Annotated in this window: 20 protein-coding genes, 1 pseudogene and 1 riboswitch; of the genes and pseudogenes, 13 read left to right on the top strand and 8 right to left on the bottom strand. The window is 61.3% G+C overall.

Annotation, left to right across the window (positions count from 1 at the left end; translation table 11 throughout):
- Genes B3N48_RS15865 through B3N48_RS15855 form a run of 3 tightly spaced genes read right to left on the bottom strand, consistent with a single transcriptional unit; the run spans window position 1 to window position 3,019 of the window.
- On the bottom strand, window positions 1-810 hold the full coding sequence (locus B3N48_RS15865) for an ABC transporter permease (RefSeq protein WP_296185311.1): 810 nt from the start codon (window positions 808-810) through the stop codon (window positions 1-3).
- A complete protein-coding gene (locus B3N48_RS15860; RefSeq protein ID WP_296185309.1) occupies window positions 807-1,721 on the bottom strand; it encodes an ABC transporter permease in 915 nt (304 codons plus the stop codon). Before B3N48_RS15860 ends, B3N48_RS15865 begins: the two co-directional genes overlap by 4 nt.
- Window positions 1,718-3,019 carry an NAD(P)/FAD-dependent oxidoreductase gene (locus B3N48_RS15855; RefSeq protein WP_296185307.1) on the bottom strand — a complete coding sequence of 434 codons (1,302 nt, stop codon included), beginning with the start codon at window positions 3,017-3,019 and terminating at the stop codon, window positions 1,718-1,720. The genes B3N48_RS15860 and B3N48_RS15855 overlap by 4 nt, the downstream gene beginning before the upstream one ends.
- A gap of 220 nt (window positions 3,020-3,239) precedes the next feature.
- A riboswitch (cobalamin riboswitch) is annotated at window positions 3,240-3,454 on the top strand.
- A gap of 102 nt (window positions 3,455-3,556) precedes the next feature.
- Between B3N48_RS15855 and B3N48_RS15850 the strand changes: the two genes are divergently transcribed.
- The 4 genes from B3N48_RS15850 (at window position 3,557) to cobM (ending at window position 5,755) form a co-directional block, all read left to right on the top strand.
- Entirely contained in the window at window positions 3,557-3,742 is a 186-nt protein-coding gene (locus tag B3N48_RS15850) for a CbtB domain-containing protein (RefSeq protein WP_296185306.1), read from the top strand.
- Between the two features lie 11 nt (window positions 3,743-3,753).
- On the top strand, window positions 3,754-4,479 hold the full coding sequence (locus tag B3N48_RS15845) for a CbtA family protein (protein WP_296185304.1): 726 nt from the start codon (window positions 3,754-3,756) through the stop codon (window positions 4,477-4,479).
- Window positions 4,479-4,892, top strand: coding sequence for a cobalamin biosynthesis protein (locus B3N48_RS15840; protein ID WP_296185302.1), 414 nt, complete (start codon window positions 4,479-4,481; stop codon window positions 4,890-4,892). Before B3N48_RS15845 ends, B3N48_RS15840 begins: the two co-directional genes overlap by 1 nt.
- Window positions 4,893-5,008: 116 nt before the next feature.
- A complete protein-coding gene (cobM, locus tag B3N48_RS15835; protein ID WP_296185301.1) occupies window positions 5,009-5,755 on the top strand; it encodes a precorrin-4 C(11)-methyltransferase in 747 nt (248 codons plus the stop codon).
- A gap of 807 nt (window positions 5,756-6,562) precedes the next feature.
- Here the strand turns inward: cobM and nfuA are convergent.
- The 3 genes from nfuA to B3N48_RS15820 all read right to left on the bottom strand — a co-directional run bounded on the left by nfuA (window position 6,563) and on the right by B3N48_RS15820 (window position 11,040).
- Window positions 6,563-7,156 (bottom strand): Fe-S biogenesis protein NfuA, encoded by a 594-nt coding sequence (nfuA, locus tag B3N48_RS15830; RefSeq protein ID WP_120126365.1) that lies wholly within the window; start codon window positions 7,154-7,156, stop codon window positions 6,563-6,565.
- A 109-nt stretch (window positions 7,157-7,265) separates the two neighbouring features.
- Complete coding sequence (locus tag B3N48_RS15825) at window positions 7,266-8,288, bottom strand: acyltransferase family protein (protein WP_296185295.1); 1,023 nt, start codon at window positions 8,286-8,288, stop codon at window positions 7,266-7,268.
- A gap of 436 nt (window positions 8,289-8,724) precedes the next feature.
- The gene (locus B3N48_RS15820; protein ID WP_296185294.1) at window positions 8,725-11,040 is read right to left on the bottom strand and encodes a fatty acid cis/trans isomerase; all 2,316 of its coding nucleotides are present in this window, start codon (window positions 11,038-11,040) and stop codon (window positions 8,725-8,727) included.
- 172 nt (window positions 11,041-11,212) lie between these two features.
- Here B3N48_RS15820 and metH point away from each other — a divergent pair, with 172 nt between their 5' ends.
- A complete protein-coding gene (metH, locus tag B3N48_RS15815) occupies window positions 11,213-14,923 on the top strand; it encodes a methionine synthase (RefSeq protein ID WP_296185291.1) in 3,711 nt (1,236 codons plus the stop codon).
- Between the two features lie 211 nt (window positions 14,924-15,134).
- Window positions 15,135-15,332: pseudogene (locus B3N48_RS15810) on the top strand (DUF2970 domain-containing protein); the annotation flags it as partial.
- An 18-nt stretch (window positions 15,333-15,350) separates the two neighbouring features.
- On the opposite strand, the gene B3N48_RS15805 reads toward B3N48_RS15810, so the two are convergent.
- A complete protein-coding gene (locus B3N48_RS15805; RefSeq protein WP_296185290.1) occupies window positions 15,351-16,439 on the bottom strand; it encodes an ABC transporter substrate-binding protein in 1,089 nt (362 codons plus the stop codon).
- A gap of 558 nt (window positions 16,440-16,997) precedes the next feature.
- Between B3N48_RS15805 and B3N48_RS15800 the strand changes: the two genes are divergently transcribed.
- Together B3N48_RS15800 and B3N48_RS15795 are read left to right on the top strand one after the other, a co-directional pair.
- Window positions 16,998-18,656, top strand: coding sequence for a nitrite/sulfite reductase (locus B3N48_RS15800; RefSeq protein WP_296185289.1), 1,659 nt, complete (start codon window positions 16,998-17,000; stop codon window positions 18,654-18,656).
- Complete coding sequence (locus B3N48_RS15795; RefSeq protein ID WP_296185288.1) at window positions 18,640-19,134, top strand: DUF934 domain-containing protein; 495 nt, start codon at window positions 18,640-18,642, stop codon at window positions 19,132-19,134. Before B3N48_RS15800 ends, B3N48_RS15795 begins: the two co-directional genes overlap by 17 nt.
- A gap of 204 nt (window positions 19,135-19,338) precedes the next feature.
- Here B3N48_RS15795 and sohB read toward each other — a convergent pair whose 3' ends face one another.
- Entirely contained in the window at window positions 19,339-20,361 is a 1,023-nt protein-coding gene (gene sohB / locus B3N48_RS15790; protein ID WP_296185286.1) for a protease SohB, read from the bottom strand.
- Between the two features lie 203 nt (window positions 20,362-20,564).
- Between sohB and B3N48_RS15785 the strand changes: the two genes are divergently transcribed.
- From B3N48_RS15785 to B3N48_RS15765, 5 genes are all read left to right on the top strand, one after another.
- Window positions 20,565-21,275: a histidine phosphatase family protein gene (locus B3N48_RS15785; protein ID WP_296185284.1), complete on the top strand. Its 711-nt coding sequence runs from the start codon at window positions 20,565-20,567 to the stop codon at window positions 21,273-21,275.
- A 57-nt stretch (window positions 21,276-21,332) separates the two neighbouring features.
- Window positions 21,333-21,647 carry an SCP2 sterol-binding domain-containing protein gene (locus B3N48_RS15780; RefSeq protein ID WP_074756613.1) on the top strand — a complete coding sequence of 105 codons (315 nt, stop codon included), beginning with the start codon at window positions 21,333-21,335 and terminating at the stop codon, window positions 21,645-21,647.
- Window positions 21,648-21,873: 226 nt separating this feature from the next.
- Complete coding sequence (locus B3N48_RS15775; RefSeq protein WP_296185281.1) at window positions 21,874-22,941, top strand: phosphotransferase family protein; 1,068 nt, start codon at window positions 21,874-21,876, stop codon at window positions 22,939-22,941.
- A gap of 39 nt (window positions 22,942-22,980) precedes the next feature.
- On the top strand, window positions 22,981-23,748 hold the full coding sequence (locus tag B3N48_RS15770) for an SDR family oxidoreductase (RefSeq protein ID WP_296185279.1): 768 nt from the start codon (window positions 22,981-22,983) through the stop codon (window positions 23,746-23,748).
- A 419-nt stretch (window positions 23,749-24,167) separates the two neighbouring features.
- Window positions 24,168-25,307, top strand: a complete 1,140-nt coding sequence (locus B3N48_RS15765) for a Gfo/Idh/MocA family protein (RefSeq protein ID WP_296185277.1) — start codon at window positions 24,168-24,170, stop codon at window positions 25,305-25,307.
- Window positions 25,308-25,504 lie beyond the last annotated feature (197 nt).

The following is a 25,504-nucleotide window of genomic DNA, read 5'->3' as shown; positions in this document are numbered from 1 at the left end:
CTATTTCGTTGTGGAATGGGCAGAGGAACGGGTGCCGCGACGACGCAGGTGTTCGGCGAACGCGGCCAGGATCACGGAGACCACGAGGATCACCGTACCGAGCGCCATCACGCTCGGCAGTTGCTTGGGAAAGCGCAACTGGCTCCAGATGTAAATCGGCAAGGTAGGTTCGGTGCCGACCAAAAAGAACGCGACGATGAACTCGTCGAACGATGTGATGAACGCGAGCATGAACGCCGACACCAGCCCCGGCATCGCCAGCGGCAAGGCCACGCGGCGAAAGGTGATCCACTCATCGGCGCCGAGGTCCATCGCCGCGTCTTCTAGGCTGCGGGGGAACGCCGCAAAACGACTGCGCATCACCACTACGGTGGTCGGCAGGCAGAAACACACGTGCCCAACGACGATGGCGCCCAGCGACGGTCCCGGCCCGATCAGGTTGACGCCCACCAATAAGGCGATGCCCAGCACCACGCCGGGCAACAGGATCGGCAACCGCGCCAGCAATGAAATGCTGCGAGCCAAGGGGGAGCTGCGACGCAAATCGGCGTATGCGATCAGGCATCCCGCTGCCGTGGCGATGGCCGCCGCTGAACTGGCAACGATCAGGCTGTTGAGTGCAGCGTTGCGCAGGCGCGGATCGTCCAGCAGGCTCTGATACCACTGCACTGTGAAACCCTTGAGCGGGAACGCGGGCGCGATGGAATCGTTGAACGAGAACACCGGTATCAGCAGCGTCGGCAGGTACAGGAACACCAGATAGGCCGCGACGTATGCCACCAGCCAGTTGCGCGACAGGTGGCGGGTCATGTGCGGGTACTCCAGCGAGTGATGATCCACCGGGCCGCCACCACGACGATAGCGATGGCGATCATGCTGATCACCGCCAGTGCCGCCCCGGCTGGCCAGTCGTTGGCTTTGCCGAACTGGGCTTGAATCAGCGTGCCGATCATCGAACTGTTCGGCCCGCCCACCAGTGCCGGGGTCACGTAGTCGCCCACCGTGGGCACGAACACCACCAGCGCCGCCGAAAGAACCCCCGGCACCGACAGCGGCAGCACCACCCGAAAAAACCCTTGATACGGTCTGGCGCCCAGGTCGGCCGCCGCTTCGAACAGGTTCTTTGGCAGCCCTTGCAGACAGATGTACAGCGGCAGCACCGCAAAGGCCGCGTAGGCGTGGGCCAGGGTGACGACCACCGTGCCTGGTGTATTGAGCAGGCCGTTGAGCGGCGCGTCGATCAGGCCCAGTTGCATGAGCGCCGAGTTCAGCACGCCGTTGTAGGCCAGCACTATTTTCCAGGCGAATACCCGCAGCAAATAGCTGGTCCAGAAAGGCAGTGTCACCAGAAACAACAGCAGATGGCGCCATCGACCCGCGCGAAACGCCAGGAAATACGCTACCGGAAACGCCAGCGCCACCGTGGCGATGGTGACGATCGCCGATAGCACGATGGAGCGCAGCAGGACCAGACGGGTCAACGGATCGGTCAATGCCGTCCAGAGATTATCGAGGCTGAACGCCGAGCCGATGATCTGCCCGTCATTCACGCGCACGCTCATGTACAACAGCAACCCCAGCGCGAACAGAATCAGCGTGCAGGTGATGAGCCCGCCCGGCAGGTTGAGCAACGCGTCGAACACCTTGGCGCGGGAGCGGCGCGGTGGCGGGATGTCGGGCGCGGTCATCGACGCACGGGCCTCAGCGTGTGAGCGGCTCATCGTCTGACTCCTCTGACGCGGCGTTCGAAGAGGTCCTGAAAGCGCATGACGTTCGCCGCGACCCGCGCGACGTTGCGATGCAGCGGCGCAGCGGGCATGGCTTTGAACGGTGTCACCGGGTAAGCGCTCTCCTGCGGGGGCAAGCCCTGAACCAGATCCGCGACCAGCGCGCCCATCCGTGTCGCCATCGCCACCCCCCGTCCGTAATATCCCAAAGCGACGGTCAGCCCCGATTCGGGCTGGCTGAGCATCGGGATACTCGCCGCCGGCACCGCCACGCGACCACACCAGCAATGGGTGATTGGCACGTTTTCCAGCATCGGATAAATGTCGAGCATTTCAGCGCGCACCCGGGCGATGTCGCCATGATTCAGGTCATCGCGGAACGCCCCGCGTGTGCCGAGGACGAAGCGTCCGTCCTGGGTGCGCCGAAAATAACGAAGCACCCGATAGGTGTCAGACACCGGTAGCCCGCCTGGTAAAACCTGCGCCAACAGATCGTCAGAAAGCGGCGCGGTCGCAGCTTGCAAACTCCAGAGGGTGACGTAGGTGTGCGGCAGCGCAGGCAACAAAGGGGAAGAATAGGCGTTGGTGGCGATCACCACCTGATCGGCGCGAAGCTCGCCATGCGGCGTCACTACGGTCCAGGCACCTTCGCTGCGGCGCAGTTGCAACGCGGCGCAGCGTTCGAAAATGTTCACCCCCAGCGCTCGCACAGCCGCAGCCAGGCCATGGACATATTGATACGGCTGCAGCTGCCCGGCACGACGGTCGAGCAGTGCACCTCGGTAAATCGAAGTGCCGAGCAATTGATCGGTGCGGGCCTTATCGAGCATCTGCACGTCGCCGCCTCGGGATTGCCACTGCGCCGCCCGGTTGCGCAGCGTTTCGAGCGCCACATCGTGGTGGGCCGCCTGAATCCAGCCGTCCTGTCGGGCGTCGCAATCGATGTTCAGACGCCGGATGAGGTTGAACACATAGTCGGCTGCGCCCCCGACCACGTCCGCCAGCACCCGGCCTTTTGACTCACCGAAGCGCTGATGCAGTTCGTCAGGGTTAAGCTTGAGACCGGGGATCACCTGACCTCCGTTACGGCCCGATGCCCCGTCACCGATGTTCATGGCGTCGAGCACCACCACGTCGCGTCCGGCCTCACCGAGTTGAAGCGCGGTAGCAAGGCCGGTATAGCCTGCGCCGATCACCACGACATGTGCGCGAGACGGTAGGGTCGTCGCACATGACGGCACCGAGAGCTGGGTCTGCCAGAGACAATTGAATACATCGATCGTGGCTTTCAAGATTCACCTGTATCGATATTCGATATGCCTCTATTTATATTTGATAGCGCTCCAGCGCAAGCGATGACCGGGACGGATGTCGCTTCCGGGATTTTTGCGTCGTCAATTGGGCTGAACGGTATCGATGTTCGATAGCACAGCAGGCGTGTGACGCTTCGCGCCCATCGTTGAGGAGCTGTCTATTGCCTCCTGCATTGACTGACACCCCGCGCCATGCTCTCCTACACACCTTGTTACGGGTGCCCTTCACAGGGTGAAACGGGAAACCGGTGCGTACAGACTCTCAGTCTGTGCAAGTCCGGCGCTGCCCCCGCAACGGTAAGCGAGCGAAGAATCAGAGCCACTGTGTCGGTCCGCGACATGGGAAGGTGATTCTTGTCGGCAGGTTGTCTGCCCCTCGCAAGCCCGGAGACCGGCCCGACAACGTCACATAACAAACCCGCGGTGGGCGGGCGCTGTTGAGTTCGCGACTGACGTCTGTCAGTAGCTTGCCCTGCGCATCCCCACCGCTGACATTCCAGACCAGAGGGAAGCGCCATGTCGATCAGCACCACGACCCAATCTGCGAGCACCGCCAGCACCCAGACCCAACGCCTCACCGCCGCCATCAGCGCGATGATCCTCGGCGCGTGCCTGGTCTACTTCGCCGGTTTCTCGCACATCGACGCGGTGCACAATGCTGCCCACGACACCCGCCACAGCGCTGCCTTTCCTTGCCACTGAGACCTGCCGCCATGTTCAAGCGAATCGCTCAAACGGCCGGGTTCACCGGACTGCTCGCCGCTCTGTTGCTGACCCTGCTGCAAAGCTTTTGGGTCGCGCCGCTGATCCTTCAAGCCGAAACCTACGAGAAAGCCCCCGCTGCCGCAGAGGTGCATCAGCATGAACACGCTGGAGACGCCATGGCGGCCCATGTTCATGACGAAGAGGCCTGGGAGCCGGAGGACGGCTGGCAGCGCGTGCTGTCGACCACAGGCGGCAATCTGGTGGTTGCGGTGGGTTTCGCGCTGATGCTGGCGGCGCTGTACACCTTGCGCACGCCCACTAGTGTTCGGCAGGGTGCGCTGTGGGGCCTGGCCGGTTACGCGGTGTTCGTTTTCGCGCCGACGCTGGGCCTTCCGCCTGAGCTGCCAGGCACTGCAGCGGCGGACCTGACCCTGCGCCAGACGTGGTGGATCAGCACAGCGGCCTCCACGGCGGTTGGCCTGGCACTGATGGTCTTCGCCCGTCACTGGCTGTTGAAAGTCCTGGGCGCCGCGATTTTGCTGGTGCCCCACGTGATTGGCGCGCCGCAGCCGGCGGTCCATTCGGCCCTGGCACCGGAAAACCTGGAAGCGCAATTCAAGATCGCCTCGCAGTTGACCAACGCGGCGTTCTGGGTCGCCATGGGCCTGATCAGCGCTTGGCTGTTTCGTCGTTACGACGCGCAGCGGACTATCACCGAGCTGAGCCCTGCCTGATGAGCGCGGGCATTCGTGTGATCGGCCTCGGCTGTCAGCGCGATTGCCCGGCGTCGGTGCTTCAGGGGTTGATCGAGGTCAGTTTGCTGGAGCATCACCTGACACTGCCCGACATCACCGCCCTCGCCTCCATCGACCTCAAATCGTCAGAAGCGGGCATGCTCGAACTCGCGGAACGGCTCGGCCTGCCGTTGGCTTTTTTCAGCGCTGAAGAACTGGCAATGTTCGAGCCGCAGTTGAGCCATCACTCGCAGATCGCGTTCGACAGCACTGGCTGTTATGGCGTGGCCGAAAGCGCGGCGCTGGCGATGGCGGCGCGGTTGAGTGGGTCGTCGGCGCGGCTGTTGATCGAGCGACGAAACAGCTCACGGGCCACGTTCGCGTTGGCCACCTCCGTTTCATTTCCACTGTAGGCGCGCGCTTGCCCGCGATGGCGTCGTCTCAGGCGGCCCAGCTTTTATAGGCAGATCGTCATCGCGGCCAAGCGCGCTCCCATAGTTGTGCCGCCCTTTCGTTTTCTGGAGATTCAATGACCGTTTACTTCATCGGCGCAGGCCCCGGCGATCCCGACCTGATCACGGTCAAAGGCCAGCGCCTGATCCGCACCTGCCCGGTGATCATCTACGCCGGATCGCTGGTGCCAGAGGCTGTTTTGCAGGGCCATCAGGCGGTCCAGGTGATCAACAGCGCCGAATTGCACCTTGAACAGATCATCGCCTTGATGAAATCGGCTCATGCACACGGCCAAGACGTCGCCCGCGTGCACTCCGGCGACCCGAGCCTCTACGGCGCTATCGGCGAACAGATTCGCTGCCTGCGCGAGCTGAGCATCCCCTTCGAAATCATCCCCGGTGTCACCGCCACCGCTGCCTGCGCCGCCCTGCTTGGAACCGAGCTGACCCTGCCAGACATCTCGCAGAGCGTGATCCTCACCCGCTACGCCGACAAAACCGCCATGCCGGTAGGGGAAGATCTGGGCGAACTGGCGCGACACACAGCCACCATGGCGATCCACCTTGGGGTGAACAACCTTGGCAAGATCGTCGCCGAACTCACCCCCCACTACGGCGATGACTGCCCCATCGCCGTCGTCCACCGCGCCAGCTGGCCGGATCAGGATTGGGTGATCGGCACCCTCGCCGACATCGAAGCCAAAGTCGCTGTCAAAGGCTTTCGCCGAACGGCACTGATCCTCGTGGGACGCGTGCTCGGCAACGACGTATTCAGCGAATCTTCGCTCTACCACGCAGGGCATGCGCACGTTTACCGGCCATGAGCCCACTGCTGAGGCCTGTGAAACGCAGGGGTGTCAGCTCCTCCGCCTCGCGGCCGTCGTGCCTCCGGCGTCTCCTACAGGCTTTGTGGCGTATCGAAGGTTGGTGATCACCCTTGCTGACGTATTGGAGGCGTTCACGTCTTACGGCATGCGGAATGCCTTGTAGGAGCCGCCGGAGGGACGACGGCCGCGATAACGGCTTATCGGTCGCCGACGACTCTCCTGACCTAACGCTGTCGATACCGCCTTACGCCCAACACACCGCATGCGCAGGATCTGCTGCCGCTGCGCGCCAGGTCGCGGCCGTCGTGCCTCCGGCGTCTCCTACGGGCTTTGTGGCATATCGAAGGTTGGTGATCACCCTTGCTGACGTATTGGAGGCGTTCACGTCTTCCGGCATGCGGAATGCCTTGTAGGAGCCGCCGGAGGAACGACGGCAGCGATGGCGGCCCATCGGTTGCCGACGACTCTCCTGACCTAACGCTGTCGATACCGCGTTACATCTCCACACACCGCATGCACAGGATCTGCTGCCGCTGCGCGCCAGAACGCGGCCGTCGTGCGTCCGGCGTCTCCTAGGGTTTTATGGCGTAGCGATGGCAACTGATCTGTCGCCGACCAGCGGGCCCACGGAGCGTCGCCGAAGTGAGGGCGGAACTTTAGGCCGCCCAGATAAAGGAAACGGATATGCCCCCATCCGAATGGTCGCAACCTATCCGCTCTTACCGTACCCCACCTCAATCCCCCGAATGCCACGCATAAAAAAGCCCCGACTAAATCGGGGCTTTCGACTACCGCGAAGACCACTCAGTAGTAAGCGTTCTCTTTCTGAGTATGGTCCGTCACATCACGCACCCCGGACAACTCGGGAATCCGCTCCAGCAACGTACGCTCGATCCCTTCCTTCAGCGTCACATCCGCCTGACCGCAGCCCTGGCAACCGCCACCGAACTGCAACACCGCGATATTTGCTTCGTCTTCCTCAACCACATCAATCAGCGTCACCTGCCCGCCGTGACTGGCCAGACCGGGATTGATCTCGGTCTGCAGGTAATAATTGATGCGCTCATTGATCGGGCTATCAGCATTGACCATCGGCACCTTCGCATTCGGCGCCTTGATCGTCAGCTGACCGCCCATGCGGTCGGTCGCATAGTCGACCACGGCATCGTCCAGAAACGCCTCACTGAAGGAGTCGATCCACGCCGTGAAGCTCTTCAGGCCAATGGCCTTGTCTTCCGGCTTCTCTTCGCCCGGCTTGCAGTAGGCGATGCAGGTTTCAGCGTATTGGGTGCCAGGCTGGGTAATAAACACGCGGATGCCGATGCCGGGGGTGTTCTGCTTTTGCAGCAGATCGGCCAGATAATCGTGGGCGGCATCGGTAATAGTAATAGCGGTCATGAAAATTCCTCGCAGACGTGGCACGGAGTTTACGCCATTCCACGGCAACTGACAAAGTCCTAGTAAATCGGTCAGGTAATGCAACTGCGAGGCAATTTCATCCCGCTGTTCATGTCAGCGCTGCCGCTTCCTTGATTGCCCGCCGACTGTCCAACCAGCCTTTCATCCGGCGATAGAGGCCCTTCTCGATCCACTCGTAACTCAACCACGCCCCCAGCGCGATGACCGGCACGCACACCGCGAACGCCACGTACGGGTTCAGCCCGAAGCGTTGGGTGGCCAGCCAGCCGCCATACAGCACCAGCACATGCAGCAAGTACACCGAGTACGAACAGTCGCCCAGGCCTTTCAGCAGCCGGTTGCCGCGCAGGTAGGGTTCGAGGGAAATGCACGCCACTACGATGACCGCGCTGGGCAGGCCCCAGTTGACAATGCGCACATCCGGCGGCAGTTGCTTGATGGTCAGCAGTGCCCCGCCGATAGCCAGCAAAGGCAGCCAGAGGCGCTCGCCGATCCAGCCCCGGCGGTAGATCACGCCGATGCCGATCCCGAGCAGGAATTCGTAAACGATGTCGTTAGCGTAGAACCGGCTGATCAGCCCGGACCGGCCCAGCACGTCGGTCACGGCGAACAGCGCAGCGGCGATGATCAAGGGACGCAGACGCTGCTGGAACAGGAAGACCATCGAGAACAGCAGGTAAAACAGCATCTCGTAGTTCAGCGTCCAGCCCACGTTCAACGTGGGGTACAACCCATAACCGCCGGGGTTTTCCGAAGGAATGAACATCAGTGAGAAGAGGAAGCTTTGCCAATCGACGACCTGGTGAGGCAGCAGCGGATGCGCGACTACCACCAGCAGCCCCATGACCAGCGTGTACAGCCAGTAGGCGGGAACGATGCGAATGATGCGGTTGAGCATGAAGCGGCGGACGGGAATGTCTTTGTCCAACGTCGAAAGGTAGATCACCAGACCGCTGATGACGAAGAAGATGTCGACGCCGACGGCGCCTTTTTCGGTGAAGAATCGGCCGACGGGGCCGCTGGGATGAAAGTCGAAAAAAATCTGCATGAAGTGGTGACACACAACGACCCACGCGGCGAGTGCCCGCAGGGCTTGAACCGAAATCAACATCTAAAACCTCTTGCTTGCTCGGGTTTGACCCACGCCCCTGGACATCGAAAACGCCCATGATGCAGGAACGGCTTGGGAGATCCGACTGCGAGTTTTGCGAAAAGGTTCGGCAGGCCTGACGGGCTGCATAATGGCTGCAGGCCATGTTTTATAAGGGTTTTCGGGTTTCACTCAGCGGGAATGGGGGTGACACCACGCTATTGGATGGCGCAAAACAGTGTGGGAGATTCTATGCTCGCTGGCAAACCGCATTCGCCAGCGAGCCGGCTCCCACAGGGGTCATGCATAGCTCATAAAATCTGTGACCGACGTCGTATGCGTGGGAGCCGGCTTGCTGGCGAATGCGCGGTGTCAGCAACAAATGAGTCGCCTGTCACATCGCCTTTGCCAGCAAGCCGGCTCCTACAAGTGGAACGCGGCCAGTCAATGAACTCGTTTACAGATTTTCATACCGATTCATGTCCAACACCCCCGCCTCTCTCGGTTCGGTCTCCTGAATGTAGCGATCCAGGTCGTGGAAGTAGGTCCAGAACAGCGGATGGCTGCGGCGCACGCCCCAGCGCTCGACGATCCTCTCGAACGCCGCTTTGTGTTCCCGGGCCTGCTCCATGGCATCAACGAACGCGCTCACTTCGCTGGCCGGGATGTTGAAGATGAAGTTCGGGTAGCTGCTGAGTACGCCGGGATAAATCGTCAACGTGTCGAGCCCGGGCTGGTAGCGGTACGCCTCGCCCAACAGGAACGCGACGTTACTGTGCGCGCGGTTGCGCAGCATGCTGTAAACGATACGTTTGCCGCTGCCATCCTGAATCCGCAGCATCGTCGCTTCCGGCAGTTGGTCGATGACCCGCAAGCCGGCCGCCGGACGCGACACCAGTCGGCTCAACGACTGCTCGACATCACTGAACACCGGCCCTACGCCTTGTCGCGAGCAGTACGCCCCGTTGCAGCGGTTGATCGGGTCCGGCGCCGCATTCAGCGTCCCGGCGCGCTCGATCAGCTTGCGCTCGAAGTCACGTTCGGGGGATTTTTCATCCAGTTTGAGTCCGGACGGGGTGTCGTCATCGATGGCCTGATAATCCAGCCACATCTTCACTTTGCCGCTGTCCTGATACCAACTGCCGAGAATGTCGTCACGGGCGTCCGCAGGCATCAAACGCAGGAAGTTGACCTCGGCGCCGTTGCGAATCAGGTCGAAATACAGGCGCGTCTGCACTTGATGAGATACGTTGCCGTACACGTCGAAATTCACCACCAATTGGTAATAGGTGCGCTCCAGCAGCGGGTAATCGAACAGCCAGACGGTCGTCGGCAAATCGCCGATCAGGCCTTTGTTCACGGTGGCGCTGTCGAAGTGGCGGAAGATCGTCAGCAAGGCGTTGTCGTTGCCTGCCCACAGCGTCGCCCACCCTGGCGGCGGCATGTGCGCGTAGGCATCGCGGCGCAAGTCTTCGTACGCATTGCGCTTGTCGCGGTAGCCGTGCCACAGGCTCAAGACACTGCCGACATCGTCGTTCTGCCCCGGCATCGCCAGCAGCGGCGTGGCCTTGCCGCGATACGCCGCGTCCGTGATGTAGCGGTCGTGGGCCGGTTCCTGGAACAACGCCCAGAAATGGTCGCGGATCACGTCCGTGGCGATCTGGCCGCGACAGACCGGGCCGCGAATGAAGGTGCGCACGAAATATTCGGCGTTATCCAGCATGAACTGGTAGCGCGCCACTGCCGGGATTTCTTTGAAGGTATCGAACGGGTTGGCCCGCCGCTGAGGGCCATAGCCTGGCAGCTCGGTGGCATGCCAGTTGCCGCTGTAGAACAGCTGCTTCACCCGCGCCAGTTTCTGTGGCCCCATCGGGTAGGTGATGTGAGTCTTGTGCACGATCACGCCCTGCACCGGCATCAAGCGGTAATAAAAGGTGGTGCCCGGATCGTCATCGGGACGGCGGGTAGCGATGAGGTCCACCGGCTGCCCGCTCGGCGTGCGCGAACGCACCCACTGAAAGAAATGCCCCTGCTCGCCGTTGGTGAAATAGACATGGGCCAGAAACAGGTGCTCGTACAACCAGCGAGCCACCAGCGCCTCGGTCGACCCCGGCCGGTTGAAGAGGTTTTCCCACTCGTTGATTTCCGCCGCTTCGCCTGCGCTCGGCTGCACCGGGGTTTGCTCGACCGGCGCGCCCTGGGCCAGCCAGGTTTGCAGGGTGGTGTATTGCGCATCGGTCAAGCCGGTGACTGCAAGGGGCATGCCCTGCCCCGGGTGCGACTTGGCGTAGCCCTCGAACTCCTGAGGCAGCGGACACATGTTTTCGCGATTGAGCCCCAGCACGATGTCGTCTGGCAGCTTGGCATTGGGCACCAGCGGCGCACTGTGGCCAAATTCGAGCATCTTCGACAGCAACGCCGCCTGATTGCTCTGGCCATCCAGCACCGAATAAAAGCCTTTTCTGCGCCACGCCTCAGGGCCTTGGGCGTCGTAGAAAATCCGCGTCGGCGCGATCGCCTGGCTGCGCTCGCCCTGATACACCGGCACCTTGGAGGCCCCGCGCAACACCCCTTCGCCACTACCGAGGTTCAACTGGCATGCCGCATCGTTGCAGGCGTGACAGGCCACGCATTTCTCGGTGAAGATCGGCTGAATGTCCCGGCTGTAGGACATCACGGGATGCGGGATTGACGAAGACGATGGAGGTGACTGCGCGAACGCTGCACCGCACACAAAAAGGGCCACCAGGGTGGCGAAAACGCGATGCAACATGGAACGGGCGTCCTGAAAATAAAAAACCCGCCAATTCTACCCCTGGCGAGGCGCCATCAACATGAACAGAATTCATCTAAAAGCCGTCCCGGTTTAAAACCACGCAGGTTTGCTATCATTTCGCACCTTTCAGCATCACCCTTTTTCCGTATTTCTTTGTCCGGGTAAGCCAATGTCAGATCGCAGCGCGCGTCTTCAAGCACTTCAACAAGCTCTCAAGGAACGCATTCTGATTCTCGATGGCGGCATGGGCACCATGATCCAGAGCTATCGACTGGAAGAGGAAGACTACCGCGGCAAACGCTTCGCCGACTGGCCGAGCGACGTCAAGGGCAACAACGACCTGCTGGTGTTGACCCGCCCGGACGTCATCGGCGCCATCGAGAAAGAGTACCTGGACGCCGGCGCCGACATTCTGGAGACCAACACCTTCAACGCCACTCAGGTGTCCCAGGCCGACTACGGCATGGAAGCGCTGGTCTACGAGCTGAACGTCGAAGGCGCGCGCCTAGCGCGCAAGGTCGCCGATGCCAAGACCCTGGAGACCCCGGACAAACCGCGTTTCGTCGCCGGCGTGCTGGGCCCGACCAGCCGCACCTGCTCGCTCTCGCCGGACGTCAACAACCCCGGCTACCGCAACGTGACCTTCGACGAACTGGTGGAGAACTACACCGAGGCCACCAAAGGCCTGATCGAAGGCGGCGCAGACCTCATTCTCATCGAGACCATCTTCGACACCCTCAACGCCAAGGCCGCGATCTTCGCCGTGCAGGGGGTCTTCGACGACATCGGTTTCGAGCTGCCGATCATGATTTCCGGCACCATCACCGACGCGTCGGGCCGCACCCTCTCTGGCCAGACCACCGAAGCGTTCTGGAACTCGGTGCGTCACGCCAAGCCGATTTCCGTCGGTCTCAACTGCGCGTTGGGCGCCAGTGATCTGCGGCCGTATCTCGAAGAGCTGTCGAACAAGGCCGACACCCAAGTCTCGGCGCACCCGAACGCAGGCCTGCCCAACGAATTCGGGGAATACGACGAGTCTCCCGCCGAGATGGCCAAGGTCGTCGAAGAGTTCGCCCAGAGCGGCTTTCTCAACATCGTCGGCGGTTGCTGCGGCACCACCCCGGCGCACATTAAGGCCATTGCCAACGCAGTGTCCAAGTACCCGCCACGCACGATTCCGGAGATTCCGAAAGCCTGTCGCCTGTCGGGCCTGGAGCCGTTCACCATCGATCGCAGCTCGCTGTTCGTCAACGTCGGCGAGCGCACCAACATCACCGGTTCTGCCCGTTTCGCCCGCCTGATCCGTGAAGACAATTACACCGAAGCCCTGGAAGTCGCCTTGCAGCAGGTCGAAGCCGGTGCCCAGGTGATCGACATCAACATGGACGAGGGCATGCTGGACTCGAAGAAGGCCATGGTGACCTTCCTCAACCTGATCGCAGGGGAGCCGGACATCTCCCGCGTGCCGATCATGATCGACTCCTCGAAATGGGAAGTGATCGAGGCTGGCCTGAAGTGCATTCAGGGCAAGGGCATCGTCAACTCGATCAGCATGAAAGAAGGCGTCGAGCAGTTCATTCACCACGCCAAACTGTGCAAACGTTATGGTGCGGCGGTAGTGGTGATGGCGTTCGACGAAGCCGGCCAGGCTGACACCGAAGCGCGCAAGAAAGAAATCTGCAAACGCTCCTACGACATCCTGGTCAACGAGGTGGGCTTCCCCCCGGAAGACATCATCTTCGACCCGAACATCTTCGCCATTGCCACGGGCATCGAGGAGCACAACAACTACGCGGTCGATTTCATCAACGCCTGCGCCTATATCCGTGACGAGTTGCCGTACGCGCTGACCTCCGGTGGCGTGTCTAACGTGTCGTTCTCGTTCCGCGGCAATAACCCGGTGCGTGAGGCGATCCACTCGGTGTTCCTGCTGCACGCGATCCGCAACGGCCTGACCATGGGCATCGTCAACGCCGGTCAGCTGGAGATCTATGACGAGATCCCGGCCAAGCTGCGTGAAGCGGTGGAAAACGTGGTGCTGAACGTCAATGAAGACGGCACTGAAAAGCTGCTGGCCATTGCCGACGAGTTCAAGGGCGACGGCTCGGTCAAAGAGGCCGAGACCGAAGAATGGCGCAGCTGGGAGGTCAATGAGCGCCTCAAGCACGCGCTGGTCAAGGGCATCACCACCCACATCGTTGAAGACACCGAGCTGTCGCGACAGTCCTTCGCACGGCCCATCGAGGTCATCGAAGGCCCGCTGATGGCGGGGATGAACGTGGTCGGCGACCTGTTCGGCTCGGGCAAGATGTTCCTGCCGCAAGTGGTCAAATCCGCCCGCGTGATGAAGCAGGCGGTGGCGCACCTGATTCCGTTCATCGAAGCGGAGAAAGGCGACAAACCGGAAGCCAAGGGCAAGATCCTCATGGCCACGGTGAAAGGCGACGTACACGACATCGGCAAAAACATCGTCGGCGTGGTGCTGGGCTGTAACGGCTACGACATCGTCGACCTCGGCGTAATGGTGCCTGCGGAGAAGATCCTGCAGGTGGCCAAGGACGAAAAATGCGACATCATCGGCCTGTCCGGCCTGATCACCCCGTCGCTGGACGAGATGGTCCACGTCGCCCGAGAAATGCAGCGTCAGAACTTCAGCCTGCCGCTGATGATCGGCGGCGCGACCACCTCCAAGGCGCACACGGCAGTGAAGATCGAGCCGAAGTACAGCAACGACGCCGTGATTTACGTCACCGATGCTTCACGCGCCGTTGGCGTGGCGACGCAGCTGCTGTCCAAGGAATTGAAAGCGGGTTTCATCGAGAAGACCCGTGCCGAATACGTTGAAGTCCGCGAACGCACCTCAGCCCGTAGCGCCCGCACCGAGCGCTTGAGCTACAGCGCGGCCATCGCCAAGAAGCCGCAGTTCGACTGGACGGCCTACCAGCCACACACGCCGACCTTCACCGGGGTCAAGGTGCTGGAAGACATCGACCTGAACGTGCTGGTGGATTACATCGACTGGACGCCGTTCTTCATTTCCTGGGACCTGGCGGGCAAATACCCGCGCATCCTCACCGACGAAGTGGTGGGTGAAGCGGCGACCTCGCTGTTCAACGACGCTCAGGAACTGCTGCGCAAGCTGATTGACGAGAAGCTGATCCGCAGCCGCGCGGTGTTCGGTTTCTGGCCAGCGAATCAGGTGGACCACGACGACATTCAGCTGTTCGACGACCACGGTCGACCGCTCGCCAAGCTGCACCATTTGCGTCAACAGATTATCAAGACCGACGGCAAGCCGAACTTCTCGCTGGCCGACTTCGTGGCACCGAAAGACAGCGGCGTGACTGACTACGTGGGCGGCTTCATCACCACGGCGGGCATCGGCGCCGAAGAGGTGTCCAAGGCGTATCAGGACAAGGGCGACGATTACAACGCGATCATGGTCAAGGCCCTGGCGGATCGTCTGGCCGAGGCCTGCGCGGAGTGGCTGCACCAGCAGGTGCGCAAGGAATATTGGGGCTACGCCACCGACGAGCAGTTGAACAATGAAGACCTGATCAAAGAGAAATACGTCGGCATCCGCCCTGCCCCCGGCTACCCTGCTTGCCCTGACCACACCGAGAAGGGCGTTCTGTTCGACCTGCTCGACCCGACCCAGGGCGACGGCAAACCAGGCGTCAGCGGCGTGTTCCTGACCGAGCATTACGCGATGTTCCCGGCGGCAGCGGTCAGCGGCTGGTACTTCGCCCACCCGCAGGCGCAGTACTTCGCCGTGGGCAAAGTCGACAAGGACCAGGTCGAAAGCTACAACGCCCGTAAAGGCCAGGACATGCGCGTGACCGAGCGCTGGCTGGCGCCTAACCTGGGCTATGACGAGTAAAGGGTCGCCTGCCATGCGCTAACCCTATGGCAGCCGGCTTGCTGGCGAATGCGATACATCAGGCAATGAGAAATTGACTGACTCGACGCCTTCGCCAGCAAGCCGGCTCCCACAGGGTCATCCGTCATTTTGCGACTCTGCTTTCTTCAGGCCTTCACAGGCGCTGGAGCGAACATGGACACCCCATCCAACCACTCACCCCATCACCCCGATGCCCCCCAAGCCGCCCACCTTTTGGCAGAGGCTGCACAGCGTCATGGCCGCGAGGTTCGGGGTGCACAACCACAAGCACCGCGCGCGGGATTTTACCTAGGCCAAGCCGTCGCATTGGGTGATCATGGGCATCGCCTTTGCCGCAATGTTCCCGCTGGGGCTGCTGGGCATCGTGCAACGGGTGCTGTATTTCGCGCTCAACCGACGACACCACTCATTTCGACGTTTCCAGCCGCACGAAGGGGTACGTTACGCCTGCCGGGCTGTGGCCACCGACAAACGCTCTCACGTCAATGTCGTAGTCGTCGCGGGCATTGACCTGCATGAAGTGCACACTGTCTCGGCGTTCCCTGATCTGCATCGCCCGAACGATCCACGCGCCGACAGGCTGACGGGCAGGTGGATCGGTGCGGTCGTAATCGTTCAGCAGCACCAGTGCCCAGCCGCCCAACGTGAAATGTCCGCCCGCGACCACGCTTAGCTGCCCCTCCAGCAGGGCCTGCAAAGCCGCTGTTGAATCGTTGATGGTACCGAGCAAAACATCTTTGCCCGGTTGCTTGCCGGCTTCACGCACAGCATCGATGACGCCGAAGGCCATCTGATCGCTCGCCGTCCAGATGAGGTGCACGTTCGGGTAACGCTTGAGCAGCACTTGCGCCTGTTCGTAGGCACGGTCCCGACGCCAGCCGCCGAGGACGATCTGCCGCAGGCGTATTTCCGGGTGCTCGGCCAGCGCACGATAGAGGCCGCGTTCGCGCTGCAAGGACACCGGCGTGCTGTTGGTACCCGAGAACGCCAGCATGTCGATGGTTTCCCCGGGCCGCGCGGGGGGATAGGACTCGATCAAGCGCTTGGCGACCAGATAGCCGCCCTCGTCGTCATTGGCCACCACACTGCCGAGGAAGTCCGGATAGCGGCTGGGCAGGTCGCCAAGGATGCTCAGTTGGTCGTCGGTCAACGTGTTGTTCACCGCCAGCAGCTTCACCCCGCTGCCCAGCGACAGGCGAAGGACTTCCGGCGCCACATTCAGCTCGTTGGAGAACACCAGGTAATCCGGGCGCGGGCTGCCCTGCAACACGTTGCGCGCCAGGGTCAGCAACGTGCGCGTGTCGCGGTCGGTGTAATAAAGGGTCAGGTCCATGCCCAAGCGCTGAGCCGCCGCCTGCATGAAGCGCGAATAGCTGCTCCAGTACGGATCGGGCGCCGATCCCGGATTGAGAAACACCACTGACGCGGCCCAGGCACCGCCCAGCCATAGCCAACCTGCGACGCCGACGAGGCAGCCACTGAAACACCTGATCATGGACACCGAGCCTCAACGCCAAAAGTATGCAGACGACCTGCACAGGCCTGCTTATACCTTATCGGCAACGCTTGGCTAAAGTTGTGCCCACCGCCTCGGCGAAGGTCTTGGCGCTATTGGTGAGTGCCCCAGAAAATCGCGGCCCCCACGACAAGCACGATGATAAAGAAGATGGCCCAGGCATCCACATGGCTGTCGGACTTGGCAGTTTTAGGGTGGTGATTCCTCATTGCATCGCCTCTTGTCGGTCTTATGGCTGATTGCAGGACACGCGCGCCGGCAACGGTTGACCCCGGCGTTGAACTGAGTAAAGTCGAGGCTTTCCCTCATCACAAGTGTGGGCATCGCCAACTGACGAAGCGCTTAGCACGTTCGGTTCTTTGCTTATATTCAAACATCACTTTTGCGCATATCCACAAACTGGTAACCTCCGCCCGGCCTCGTTGGAGGCTGCGCGACCGTGCGCGCAGATTTGTCGGGACACCCTGAATGCAGGCGGCGTCGCATCGCCTCTCAGATCGTCCGGACAGCAGTGAACCGCCTGAGAACAGGACCACCATGTACGTATACGACGAGTACGATCAGCGGATCGTCGAGGACCGCGTCAAGCAGTTCCGCGACCAGACCCGCCGCTATCTGGCCGGCGAGCTCAGTGAAGAAGAGTTCCGCCCGCTCCGCCTGCAAAACGGCCTCTACATTCAGCGCTTCGCGCCGATGCTGCGCGTCGCGGTGCCTTACGGCCAACTGACCTCGCGTCAGACACGGATGCTGGCGAAAATCGCCCGCGACTACGACAAGGGCTACGCGCACATCAGCACCCGCCAGAACGTGCAGTTCAACTGGCCCGCGCTGGAAGACATTCCTGACATCCTCGCCGAGCTGGCCACCGTGCAAATGCACGCCATCCAGACCAGCGGTAACTGCCTGCGCAACGTCACCACGGACCAATTCGCCGGCGTCGCTGCCGACGAGCTGGTTGACCCGCGCCCCTGGTGCGAGATCGTTCGTCAGTGGACGACCTTCCACCCGGAATTTGCCTATCTGCCCCGCAAGTTCAAGATCGCGATCAACGGCTCGACGTCCGACCGTGCCGCCATCGAAGTCCATGACATTGGCCTTGAACCAGTGAAGAACGCGGCGGGCGAACTGGGCTTCCGCGTGCTGGTGGGCGGTGGTCTGGGTCGTACGCCCGTGGTCGGTGCGTTCATCAATGAATTCCTGCCATGGCAGGACCTGCTGAGCTACCTCGACGCCATTCTGCGTGTGTACAACCGCTATGGCCGTCGCGACAACAAGTACAAGGCGCGGATCAAGATTCTGGTCAAGGCGCTGACGCCTGAAGTCTTCGCCGAGAAGGTCGAAGCGGAAATGGCCCACCTGCGTGGCGGCCAGACCACACTGACCGAAGCCGAAGTCCACCGCATCGCCAAGCACTTCGTCGACCCTGAATACAAGACCCTCGCCGATCACAGCGCGGAACTGGCCCAGCTCGATCAGCAACACCCGGGTTTTGCCCGCTGGCGCTCGCGTAACGTTCTGGCCCATAAAAAGCCGGGCTACGCCGCTGTGACCCTGTCGCTGAAACCCACCGGCGTGGCCCCTGGCGACGTCACCGACAAGCAACTGGACGGTATCGCCGACTTGGCCGACCGCTACAGCTTCGGCCAGTTGCGCACGTCCCACGAGCAGAACATCATTCTGGCGGACGTCGAGCAAAGCCAGTTGTTCGCGATGTGGGGCGAGCTGCGTGAGCAAGGGTTTGCGACACCGAACATCGGCCTGCTGACCGACATCATCTGCTGCCCTGGCGGCGATTTCTGCTCGCTGGCCAATGCCAAGTCGATCCCGATCGCGGAATCCATCCAGCGCCGTTTCGACGACCTCGACTACCTGTTCGACATCGGGGAGCTGGACTTGAACATCTCCGGCTGCATGAACGCCTGTGGCCACCACCACGTTGGCCATATCGGCATCCTGGGCGTCGACAAGAAAGGCGAAGAGTTCTACCAGGTGTCTCTGGGTGGCAGCGCCAGCCGTGACGCAAGCCTGGGCAAGATCCTTGGCCCGTCGTTCGCACAGGACGCCATGCCGGATGTCATCGAGAAGCTGATCAACGTCTACGTCGAAAAACGCAACGAAGACGAGCGCTTCATCGACACGTATCAGCGTATTGGCATCGACCCTTTCAAGGAGCGCGTCTATGCAGCGAATCATTAAGAACAACGAGGTCATCGACGAGACCTGGCACTTGCTGCCGAAGGACACCCCTCTGGACGGGCTGTCCAACTGCGATGACCTGATCGTTCCCTTGGCCCTGTGGCGTGAACATGCGCACGCACTCAAGGCCCGCGACGGCGGCCTCGGCGTGTGGCTGGACGCTGACGAAGAAGCCGAGGAAATTGGCGACGACGTTAGTCAGTTTCAGGTCATCGCCCTGAACTTCCCGGCGTTCACCGACGGCCGCAGCTACTCCAACGCACGTTTGCTGCGGGACCGCTACGGCTTCAAGGGCGAACTGCGGGCGATTGGCGATGTGTTGCGCGATCAGCTGTTCTACCTGCGTCGCTGCGGTTTCGATGCCTTTGCGATCCGCGCGGACAAAGACCCGTACGAAGCACTGGACAGCCTGAAAGACTTCTCGGTGACCTATCAGGCCGCCGCCGATGAGCCTTTGCCACTGTTCCGTCGTCGTTGAATCGCCGCTGAAAGCCGCGCAACAAAAAGCCCCGGTTTCGTGAGAAGCCGGGGCTTTTTGTTTAGGGCTGGCACCACACCCCGCGCTGACACACTGTTTGTGGGAGCCGGCTTGCTGGCGAATGCTGTGCACCAGACACTGCGATGGTGCTGCCCCGTCGCTTTCGCCAGCAAGCCGGCTCCCACAGCAATGAAGCGTGCTGTGTTACCAGAATCGCTGCTGCGTCAACTTGCTCCACCACCCCGTCACCAGCCGGTCCACGGACCCACTCGCCGCCAGGCCCACGCGCTCCTGCAAACTCTTGCGCTCGGCGTAATGCAGGTGGAAGACCTCGGCGGTTTTGGCCTTGTCGGCCAGATACTCGTCGCTGGTTTTCAGTTCATCTACCAGTTGCTTGTCCTTGGCCGCCATGCCTAACCAGACTTCACCCGTAGCGACTTCGTCGATCTGCAATTGCGGACGGTAGCTGGCGACGAAGTTCTTGAACAGCTCGTGAGTGATGTCGAGGTCTTGTTGAAATTTCTCGCGGCCTTTCTCGGTGTTTTCACCGAAGACCGTCAATGTGCGCTTGTATTCGCCCGCCGTCAGCACTTCAAAATCAATGTCGTGCTTTTTGAGCAAGCGATTGACGTTCGGCAGCTGCGCCACCACGCCAATCGAACCCAAGACAGCGAACGGCGCACTGATGATGCGGTTGCCGATACAGGCCATCATGTAGCCGCCGCTCGCCGCGACCTTGTCGATGCAGATGGTCAGCGGAATGCCCGCCTGACGAATCCGCGCCAGTTGCGACGACGCAAGGCCGTAGCTGTGAACCATGCCGCCGCCGCTTTCCAGGCGCAGGACCACTTCATCCTTGTCCGTCGCCAGCGTTAGCAACGCAGTGATCTCATGGCGCATGCTTTCAGTGGCGGACGCCTTGATGTCGCCGTCGAAATCCAGCACGTAGACCCGGGGTTTCACCACCGGCTGCTTCTTATCCTTCTTCAGCTCTTTAGCCTGGGCTTTACGCAGCGCCTTGAGCCGGGCCTTGTCCAGCAGCGAGCCTTCGAGGCGGTCACGCAGGCCTTTGTAGAAATCGTTGAGCTTGGTCACGTGCAACTGACCCCCGCCACCACGACGGCCCCGGCCACGCATCGACGCAATGACCACCAGCACGACGACGATCGCGACCACCACCGTGACGGTCTTTGCCAGAAAGCTGGCGTAATCGAACATAAACTCCACAGAAACTCCTTACCTGTACGTCTGATCCGGGACGGGATCGCGAATGACCCAGCATACCGACGCTCCCGGCGCCAAACCAGCGACACAACCACCAAAGATCATGACTGTTAATCGATTCAAACGAACGTATGTTTTTTCATTGACAGATCTGGTCTGGTCCTCATAACCTCGCTGCACCTTCAACGTACCGGGACGACGCGGACGTGGGCAGCATCTATCTGATACGACATGGCCAGGCCTCCTTTGGTGCGGACGATTATGACGTTCTGTCACCGATCGGTTATCGCCAGGCTGAAGTGCTCGGCGCGCACCTCTCACAGCTGGGCCTGACGTTCGATCGCTGCCTGTCCGGCAACCTGTTTCGTCAACGCCACACCGCCGAAACGGCGCTGGCTCAAATGGACGCTGCAGGGTTGATCACTCCCGCATTGGAAACCGATGCCGCGTTCAATGAATTCGACGCCGAAGCGGTGATCCGCGCCCTGCTCCCTGCCATGTTGACCGAGGAGCCGGAGGCGCTGGAGGTCATGCGCAATGCCGGCCAAAACCGCGCTGAATTCCAACGCCTGTTCGCATTGATTGTGGGCCGTTGGCTGGGGGGCGAGCACGACACCCCGGCGCTGCAGAGCTGGCTGGCGTTCGTCGAACAGGTCAAAGCGGGACTCGACCGGATTCTCGACAGCGCCAGCCACCACGACCGCATCGCCGTGTTCACGTCCGGCGGCACCATCACCGCCCTGCTCCACCTGATTACCCGGATGCCTGCGACTCAGGCGTTCGAACTCAACTGGCAAATCGTCAACACCTCGCTCAACCACCTGAAATTCAAGGGGCGCGAGGTGTCGCTGGCTTCCTTCAACAGTCTCGCGCACTTGCAACTGATGAAGGTGCCGGAGCTCATCACCTACCGTTGAGCCCGGCCAATCGCACCCGCAAGGTGCCTGCAATCACTCATATAAAAGGATGACCCCATGACCTCCGTAGCCGACGCCGTACAAGCCATGAAAGCCAAGTTCAACCCGGAAGCCGCTGCGGGCCTGGACCTGGTGTTCGGTTTCCGTATCGACGACACCAAAAACTTCTCGCTGATCGTCAAGGACAAGACCTGCGAGCTGCAGGAAGGCGAAAACCCTGACGCCCAAGTGACGCTGGTCATGGACGGCGAAACCCTGGAAGGCATCGTCAGCGGCGAAACCGATGGCATGCAGGCGTTCATGGCCGGCAAGCTGCGCGCTGAAGGCGACATGATGCTGGCGATGAAACTGAGCGATCTGTTTCCGTCGTAAGGCCGCTGCGCGCGCCTACAGGCGCCACTTTAAAAATCGCGCCCAACCGAAGTCCCCGGGCTTCGGTTTTTTGTGCGCCTGGGATTCTGGGCACTGCGGATCAAGGCCACTGATCGACGCGTAACACGCCCGCCAATAACACCCCCTCACGGCTTGTCCGGCAAACGGGCCGCGCATTAGATTAGCCAATGATCCTGACCCTCCAGAATAACCAACAGGGATACGCATGGCGCTCACCGACCAGTCCACCCAGGTTCGATCCGGCGAAGAACTCGACGCGGCGTCGATCGACCCATACCTCAAGGCTCACATTCCGGGCCTGAGCGGCTCTGCGCAGATCAGCCAGTTTCCCGGTGGCGCATCGAACCTGACCTACCTGCTGAAGTACCCCGAGCAGGAGTTCGTTCTTCGCCGTCCGCCCTTCGGCCATAAAGCAAAAAGCGCCCACGACATGGGCCGCGAATTTCGCATTCTCAACCAACTGAAAGACGCCTTCCCCTATTGCCCCAGGGCCTATGTGCACTGCACCGACGAAACGATAATCGGCGCCGAGTTCTACGTGATGGAGCGTGTCAAAGGCATCATCCTGCGCGCCGAGCTGCCGGCCGAGCTGAACTTCGACGCGGCGCAGACCGAAGCGCTGTGCAAAAGCTTCATCGACAAACTGGTGGACTTGCATCAGGTGGATTACACCGCCTGCGGGCTGGGCGATCTGGGCAAGCCTCAGGGTTATGTCGAGCGGCAGATTCGCGGCTGGGCGGAGCGCTACGAAAAAGCCCGCACCCCGGACGCGCCAAGCTGGGAAAAGGTCGCCCGCTGGCTCGACGACAAAAAGCCGGCCGATCACCCGACCTCCAGCCTGGTGCATAACGATTACCGCTTCGACAACGTGATTCTGTCCCCCGAGAACCCGATGCAGATCATCGGCGTGCTGGACTGGGAATTGACGACGCTGGGCGACCCGCTGATGGACCTCGGCAACAGCCTGGCGTACTGGATTCAGGCCGACGACCCTGCACCGGTCCAGCTCATGCGCCGCCAACCCAGCCACGCACCGGGCATGCTGACCCGCGAGCAGTTCGTGGCGTATTACGCCGAACGGTCCGGGATTCGCATCGACAACTTCGATTTCTACTACACCTACGGGCTGTTCCGCCTGGCCGGTATCGTCCAGCAGATTTACTACCGGTTTTTCCACGGCCAGACCCAGGACAAACGCTTCGCCCCGTTCATCCATATGAACGCGCTGCTGGAACACATGGCCTTGCAGGTCGTTGGCCGTTCCAGCCTCTGAAAGCGCTCCGCCCTTTTGTGACAAGATAAGGAAGACAACATGTCCAAGACCCAACTGTTTGACCTCGACGGCAAGATCGCCTTCGTGTCCGGCGCCAGCCGTGGTATCGGTGAAGCCATTGCCAAGCTGCTGGCCCAGCAAGGTGCCCACGTCATCGTCTCCAGTCGTAAGCTGGACGGCTGCCAGCATGTGGCCGACGCAATCATCGCCGACGGCGGCAAAGCCACAGCCATCGCCTGCCATATCGGCGAAATGGAACAGATCAGCGGCGTCTTCGCCCGTATCCGCGAAGAGTTCGGGCGCCTCGACATTTTGGTCAACAACGCGGCGACCAACCCGCAATTCTGCAACGTGCTGGACACTGACCTTGGCGCGTTTCAAAAGACCGTTGACGTCAACATTCGCGGGTATTTCTTCATGTCCGTGGAAGCGGGCAAGCTGATGCGCGAACACGGTGGCGGCAGCATCATCAATGTGGCGTCAATCAACGGCGTCTCGCCTGGCGTGTTTCAGGGCATCTATTCGGTGACCAAAGCCGCCGTGATCAACATGACCAAGGTCTTCGCCAAGGAATGCGCGCAGTTCGGCATCCGCTGCAACGCGCTGCTGCCGGGTTTGACCGACACCAAATTCGCCTCGGCGCTGGTGAGCAACGAAAAGATCCTCAACACCGCGCTGGCGCAGATCCCCCTCAAACGCGTGGCCGCACCGAGTGAGATGGCTGGCACGGTCCTCTACTTGGCAAGTGACGCATCGAGCTACACCACAGGCGTGGCATTGAATGTGGATGGCGGGTTTTTGTCCTGAATAGCTGGTGCCGCTTGCGGGAGCTACCTTGCTAGCGAAAGCGGCGTGCCGGAAACGTCAAAGCCGGCGGACACACCCCATTCGCCAGCGAGCCACCCTGGAGGAGACACCGGAAGAACGACGGCAGCGATGGCGTCGGGTCAGTCGATGACGTGTTATCTGACACTCCGCCATCGCGGCCGTCGTGCCTCCGGCTGCTCCTACAGATTCAGTGCCGAGTCTGAAATTTCGCCACGCCGCCGATCCTGTAGGAGACGCCGGAGGCACGACGGCAGCGACGCGATGGTCCGGGTGGCGATGCATCGTCTGACACGCCGAACTGAGGCGAATCTGAGGCCCATTTGATGGAATAAAGATTCCATCAACTCTCTGTAGCGAATACCTTTTCCGCATAACACTCCTCCTTCAAGGACGCTGTCATGCGCGAATCGTCGCTTCCAGACCTGGGCGTGGGCCTGATCGGTACAGGCTTCATGGGCCGGTCACATGCCTTGGCCTTTCACAATGCCCGCACCACGTTCGACCTGCCGGTCAACCTCAAACTGCTGGCGTTGGCCGATGCCGATCCCGCTCGCGCCGCGCGCTGCGCAACGTCGTGGGGGTTCGACCGCAGCTATGCCGACTGGCAGCAACTGATCAGCGATCCCGCCGTGAACCTGGTGGCGATCACCACCCCCAATCACTTGCACTTCCCCATGGCCATGGCCGCCCTCGAAGCCGGTAAAGCGGTGTACTGCGAGAAGCCGCTGGCTGTCAGTCTGGAGCAGGCCCGCGAGATGCACAGCGCTGCGCAAAGCGCCGGAGTCGTCACTCGGGTGGGCTACAACTACCAACACAACCCGTTGATCGGCCTGGCCCGCGAGATGATTCAAAGCGGCGAGTTGGGGCAGATCGTCAGTTTCCAGGGCGAGTTCAGTGAAGACTTCATGGGCAATCCGCAGCAGCCATGGTCGTGGCGCTGCGAGCAGGCCCATGCCGGGGGCGCGCTGGCGGACCTCGGCAGCCATTTGCTGGCCATGGCGCGCTACCTGATGGGCGATGTCGACGCAGTGTGCGCGGATTCGCAGACCGTTCATGCGCAACGGCCCGCGACGCAGGGCAGTCAGGCGCACCGCCCGATAGCCGTCGACGACCACACCTACGCCCTGCTGCGCTTCGCCAATGGCGCACGGGGCACCTTTGGGACGAGTTGGTTGAAGCACGGCTACAAGAACCACTTGAGCTTCGAGATCAGCGGGACGTTGGGCACGCTGGCATTCGATCAGGAACGGCTGAATGAACTTCGCCTTTACCGCTCCGGGGCGCCGGGCCGCGATGGGTTTCAGCGCATTCTGGCTGGCCCTGCACAACCGGAGTACGCCGCGTTCTGCCCGGCGCCGGGGCATCAGCTGGGGTACAACGAATTGAAGACGCTGGAAGTGCATGCGCTGATTCAGGCACTCGCGGGTAACAGCAGTGAAGGACCGGACTTTGCGGAAGCACTGGAGGTGGAGCGGCTGGCGACGGCGATTCGGGTGGCGGCGAAGGAGATGCGCTGGGTGAAGGTTTCAGATAGTTGACGATACAGGCTCGGGTGATGCGAACCGTTTTTGATTCTGGGCCCAGGCCGTAGCCGTTGGTTCGCCCCCGATCGCTCCGGGTTACGTATGACCGAAGCCATCGCAGACCCGGTGGACGCGGTACCCCTGATACTCCGCATCGACAGGGTTTACCGCCAGTTCCGGAAGACGGCAGGCCAGCCAGCCCGCTGCCACAC

Source organism: Pseudomonas sp. UBA1879 (assembly GCF_002338065.1).
Lineage (GTDB): Bacteria > Pseudomonadota > Gammaproteobacteria > Pseudomonadales > Pseudomonadaceae > Aquipseudomonas.
This window is presented reverse-complemented; position numbering and strand designations above follow the sequence as displayed.

What these genes read in the sequence shown, in the direction of transcription:
- B3N48_RS15795 (WP_296185288.1), top strand. Translation starts at nt 18,640, where the DNA reads ATGCAGCGAATCATTAAGAACAACGAGGTCATCGACGAGACCTGGCAC.
- B3N48_RS15780 (WP_074756613.1), top strand. Translation starts at nt 21,333, where the DNA reads ATGACCTCCGTAGCCGACGCCGTACAAGCCATGAAAGCCAAGTTCAAC.
- B3N48_RS15840 (WP_296185302.1), top strand. Translation starts at nt 4,479, where the DNA reads ATGAGCGCGGGCATTCGTGTGATCGGCCTCGGCTGTCAGCGCGATTGC.
- B3N48_RS15805 (WP_296185290.1), bottom strand. Translation starts at nt 16,439, where the DNA reads ATGATCAGGTGTTTCAGTGGCTGCCTCGTCGGCGTCGCAGGTTGGCTA.
- B3N48_RS15850 (WP_296185306.1), top strand. Translation starts at nt 3,557, where the DNA reads ATGTCGATCAGCACCACGACCCAATCTGCGAGCACCGCCAGCACCCAG.
- B3N48_RS15765 (WP_296185277.1), top strand. Translation starts at nt 24,168, where the DNA reads ATGCGCGAATCGTCGCTTCCAGACCTGGGCGTGGGCCTGATCGGTACA.
- B3N48_RS15800 (WP_296185289.1), top strand. Translation starts at nt 16,998, where the DNA reads ATGTACGTATACGACGAGTACGATCAGCGGATCGTCGAGGACCGCGTC.
- nfuA (WP_120126365.1), bottom strand. Translation starts at nt 7,156, where the DNA reads ATGACCGCTATTACTATTACCGATGCCGCCCACGATTATCTGGCCGAT.
- B3N48_RS15770 (WP_296185279.1), top strand. Translation starts at nt 22,981, where the DNA reads ATGTCCAAGACCCAACTGTTTGACCTCGACGGCAAGATCGCCTTCGTG.
- B3N48_RS15860 (WP_296185309.1), bottom strand. Translation starts at nt 1,721, where the DNA reads ATGAGCCGCTCACACGCTGAGGCCCGTGCGTCGATGACCGCGCCCGAC.
- metH (WP_296185291.1), top strand. Translation starts at nt 11,213, where the DNA reads ATGTCAGATCGCAGCGCGCGTCTTCAAGCACTTCAACAAGCTCTCAAG.
- B3N48_RS15845 (WP_296185304.1), top strand. Translation starts at nt 3,754, where the DNA reads ATGTTCAAGCGAATCGCTCAAACGGCCGGGTTCACCGGACTGCTCGCC.
- B3N48_RS15825 (WP_296185295.1), bottom strand. Translation starts at nt 8,288, where the DNA reads ATGTTGATTTCGGTTCAAGCCCTGCGGGCACTCGCCGCGTGGGTCGTT.
- B3N48_RS15865 (WP_296185311.1), bottom strand. Translation starts at nt 810, where the DNA reads ATGACCCGCCACCTGTCGCGCAACTGGCTGGTGGCATACGTCGCGGCC.
- cobM (WP_296185301.1), top strand. Translation starts at nt 5,009, where the DNA reads ATGACCGTTTACTTCATCGGCGCAGGCCCCGGCGATCCCGACCTGATC.
- B3N48_RS15820 (WP_296185294.1), bottom strand. Translation starts at nt 11,040, where the DNA reads ATGTTGCATCGCGTTTTCGCCACCCTGGTGGCCCTTTTTGTGTGCGGT.
- B3N48_RS15775 (WP_296185281.1), top strand. Translation starts at nt 21,874, where the DNA reads ATGGCGCTCACCGACCAGTCCACCCAGGTTCGATCCGGCGAAGAACTC.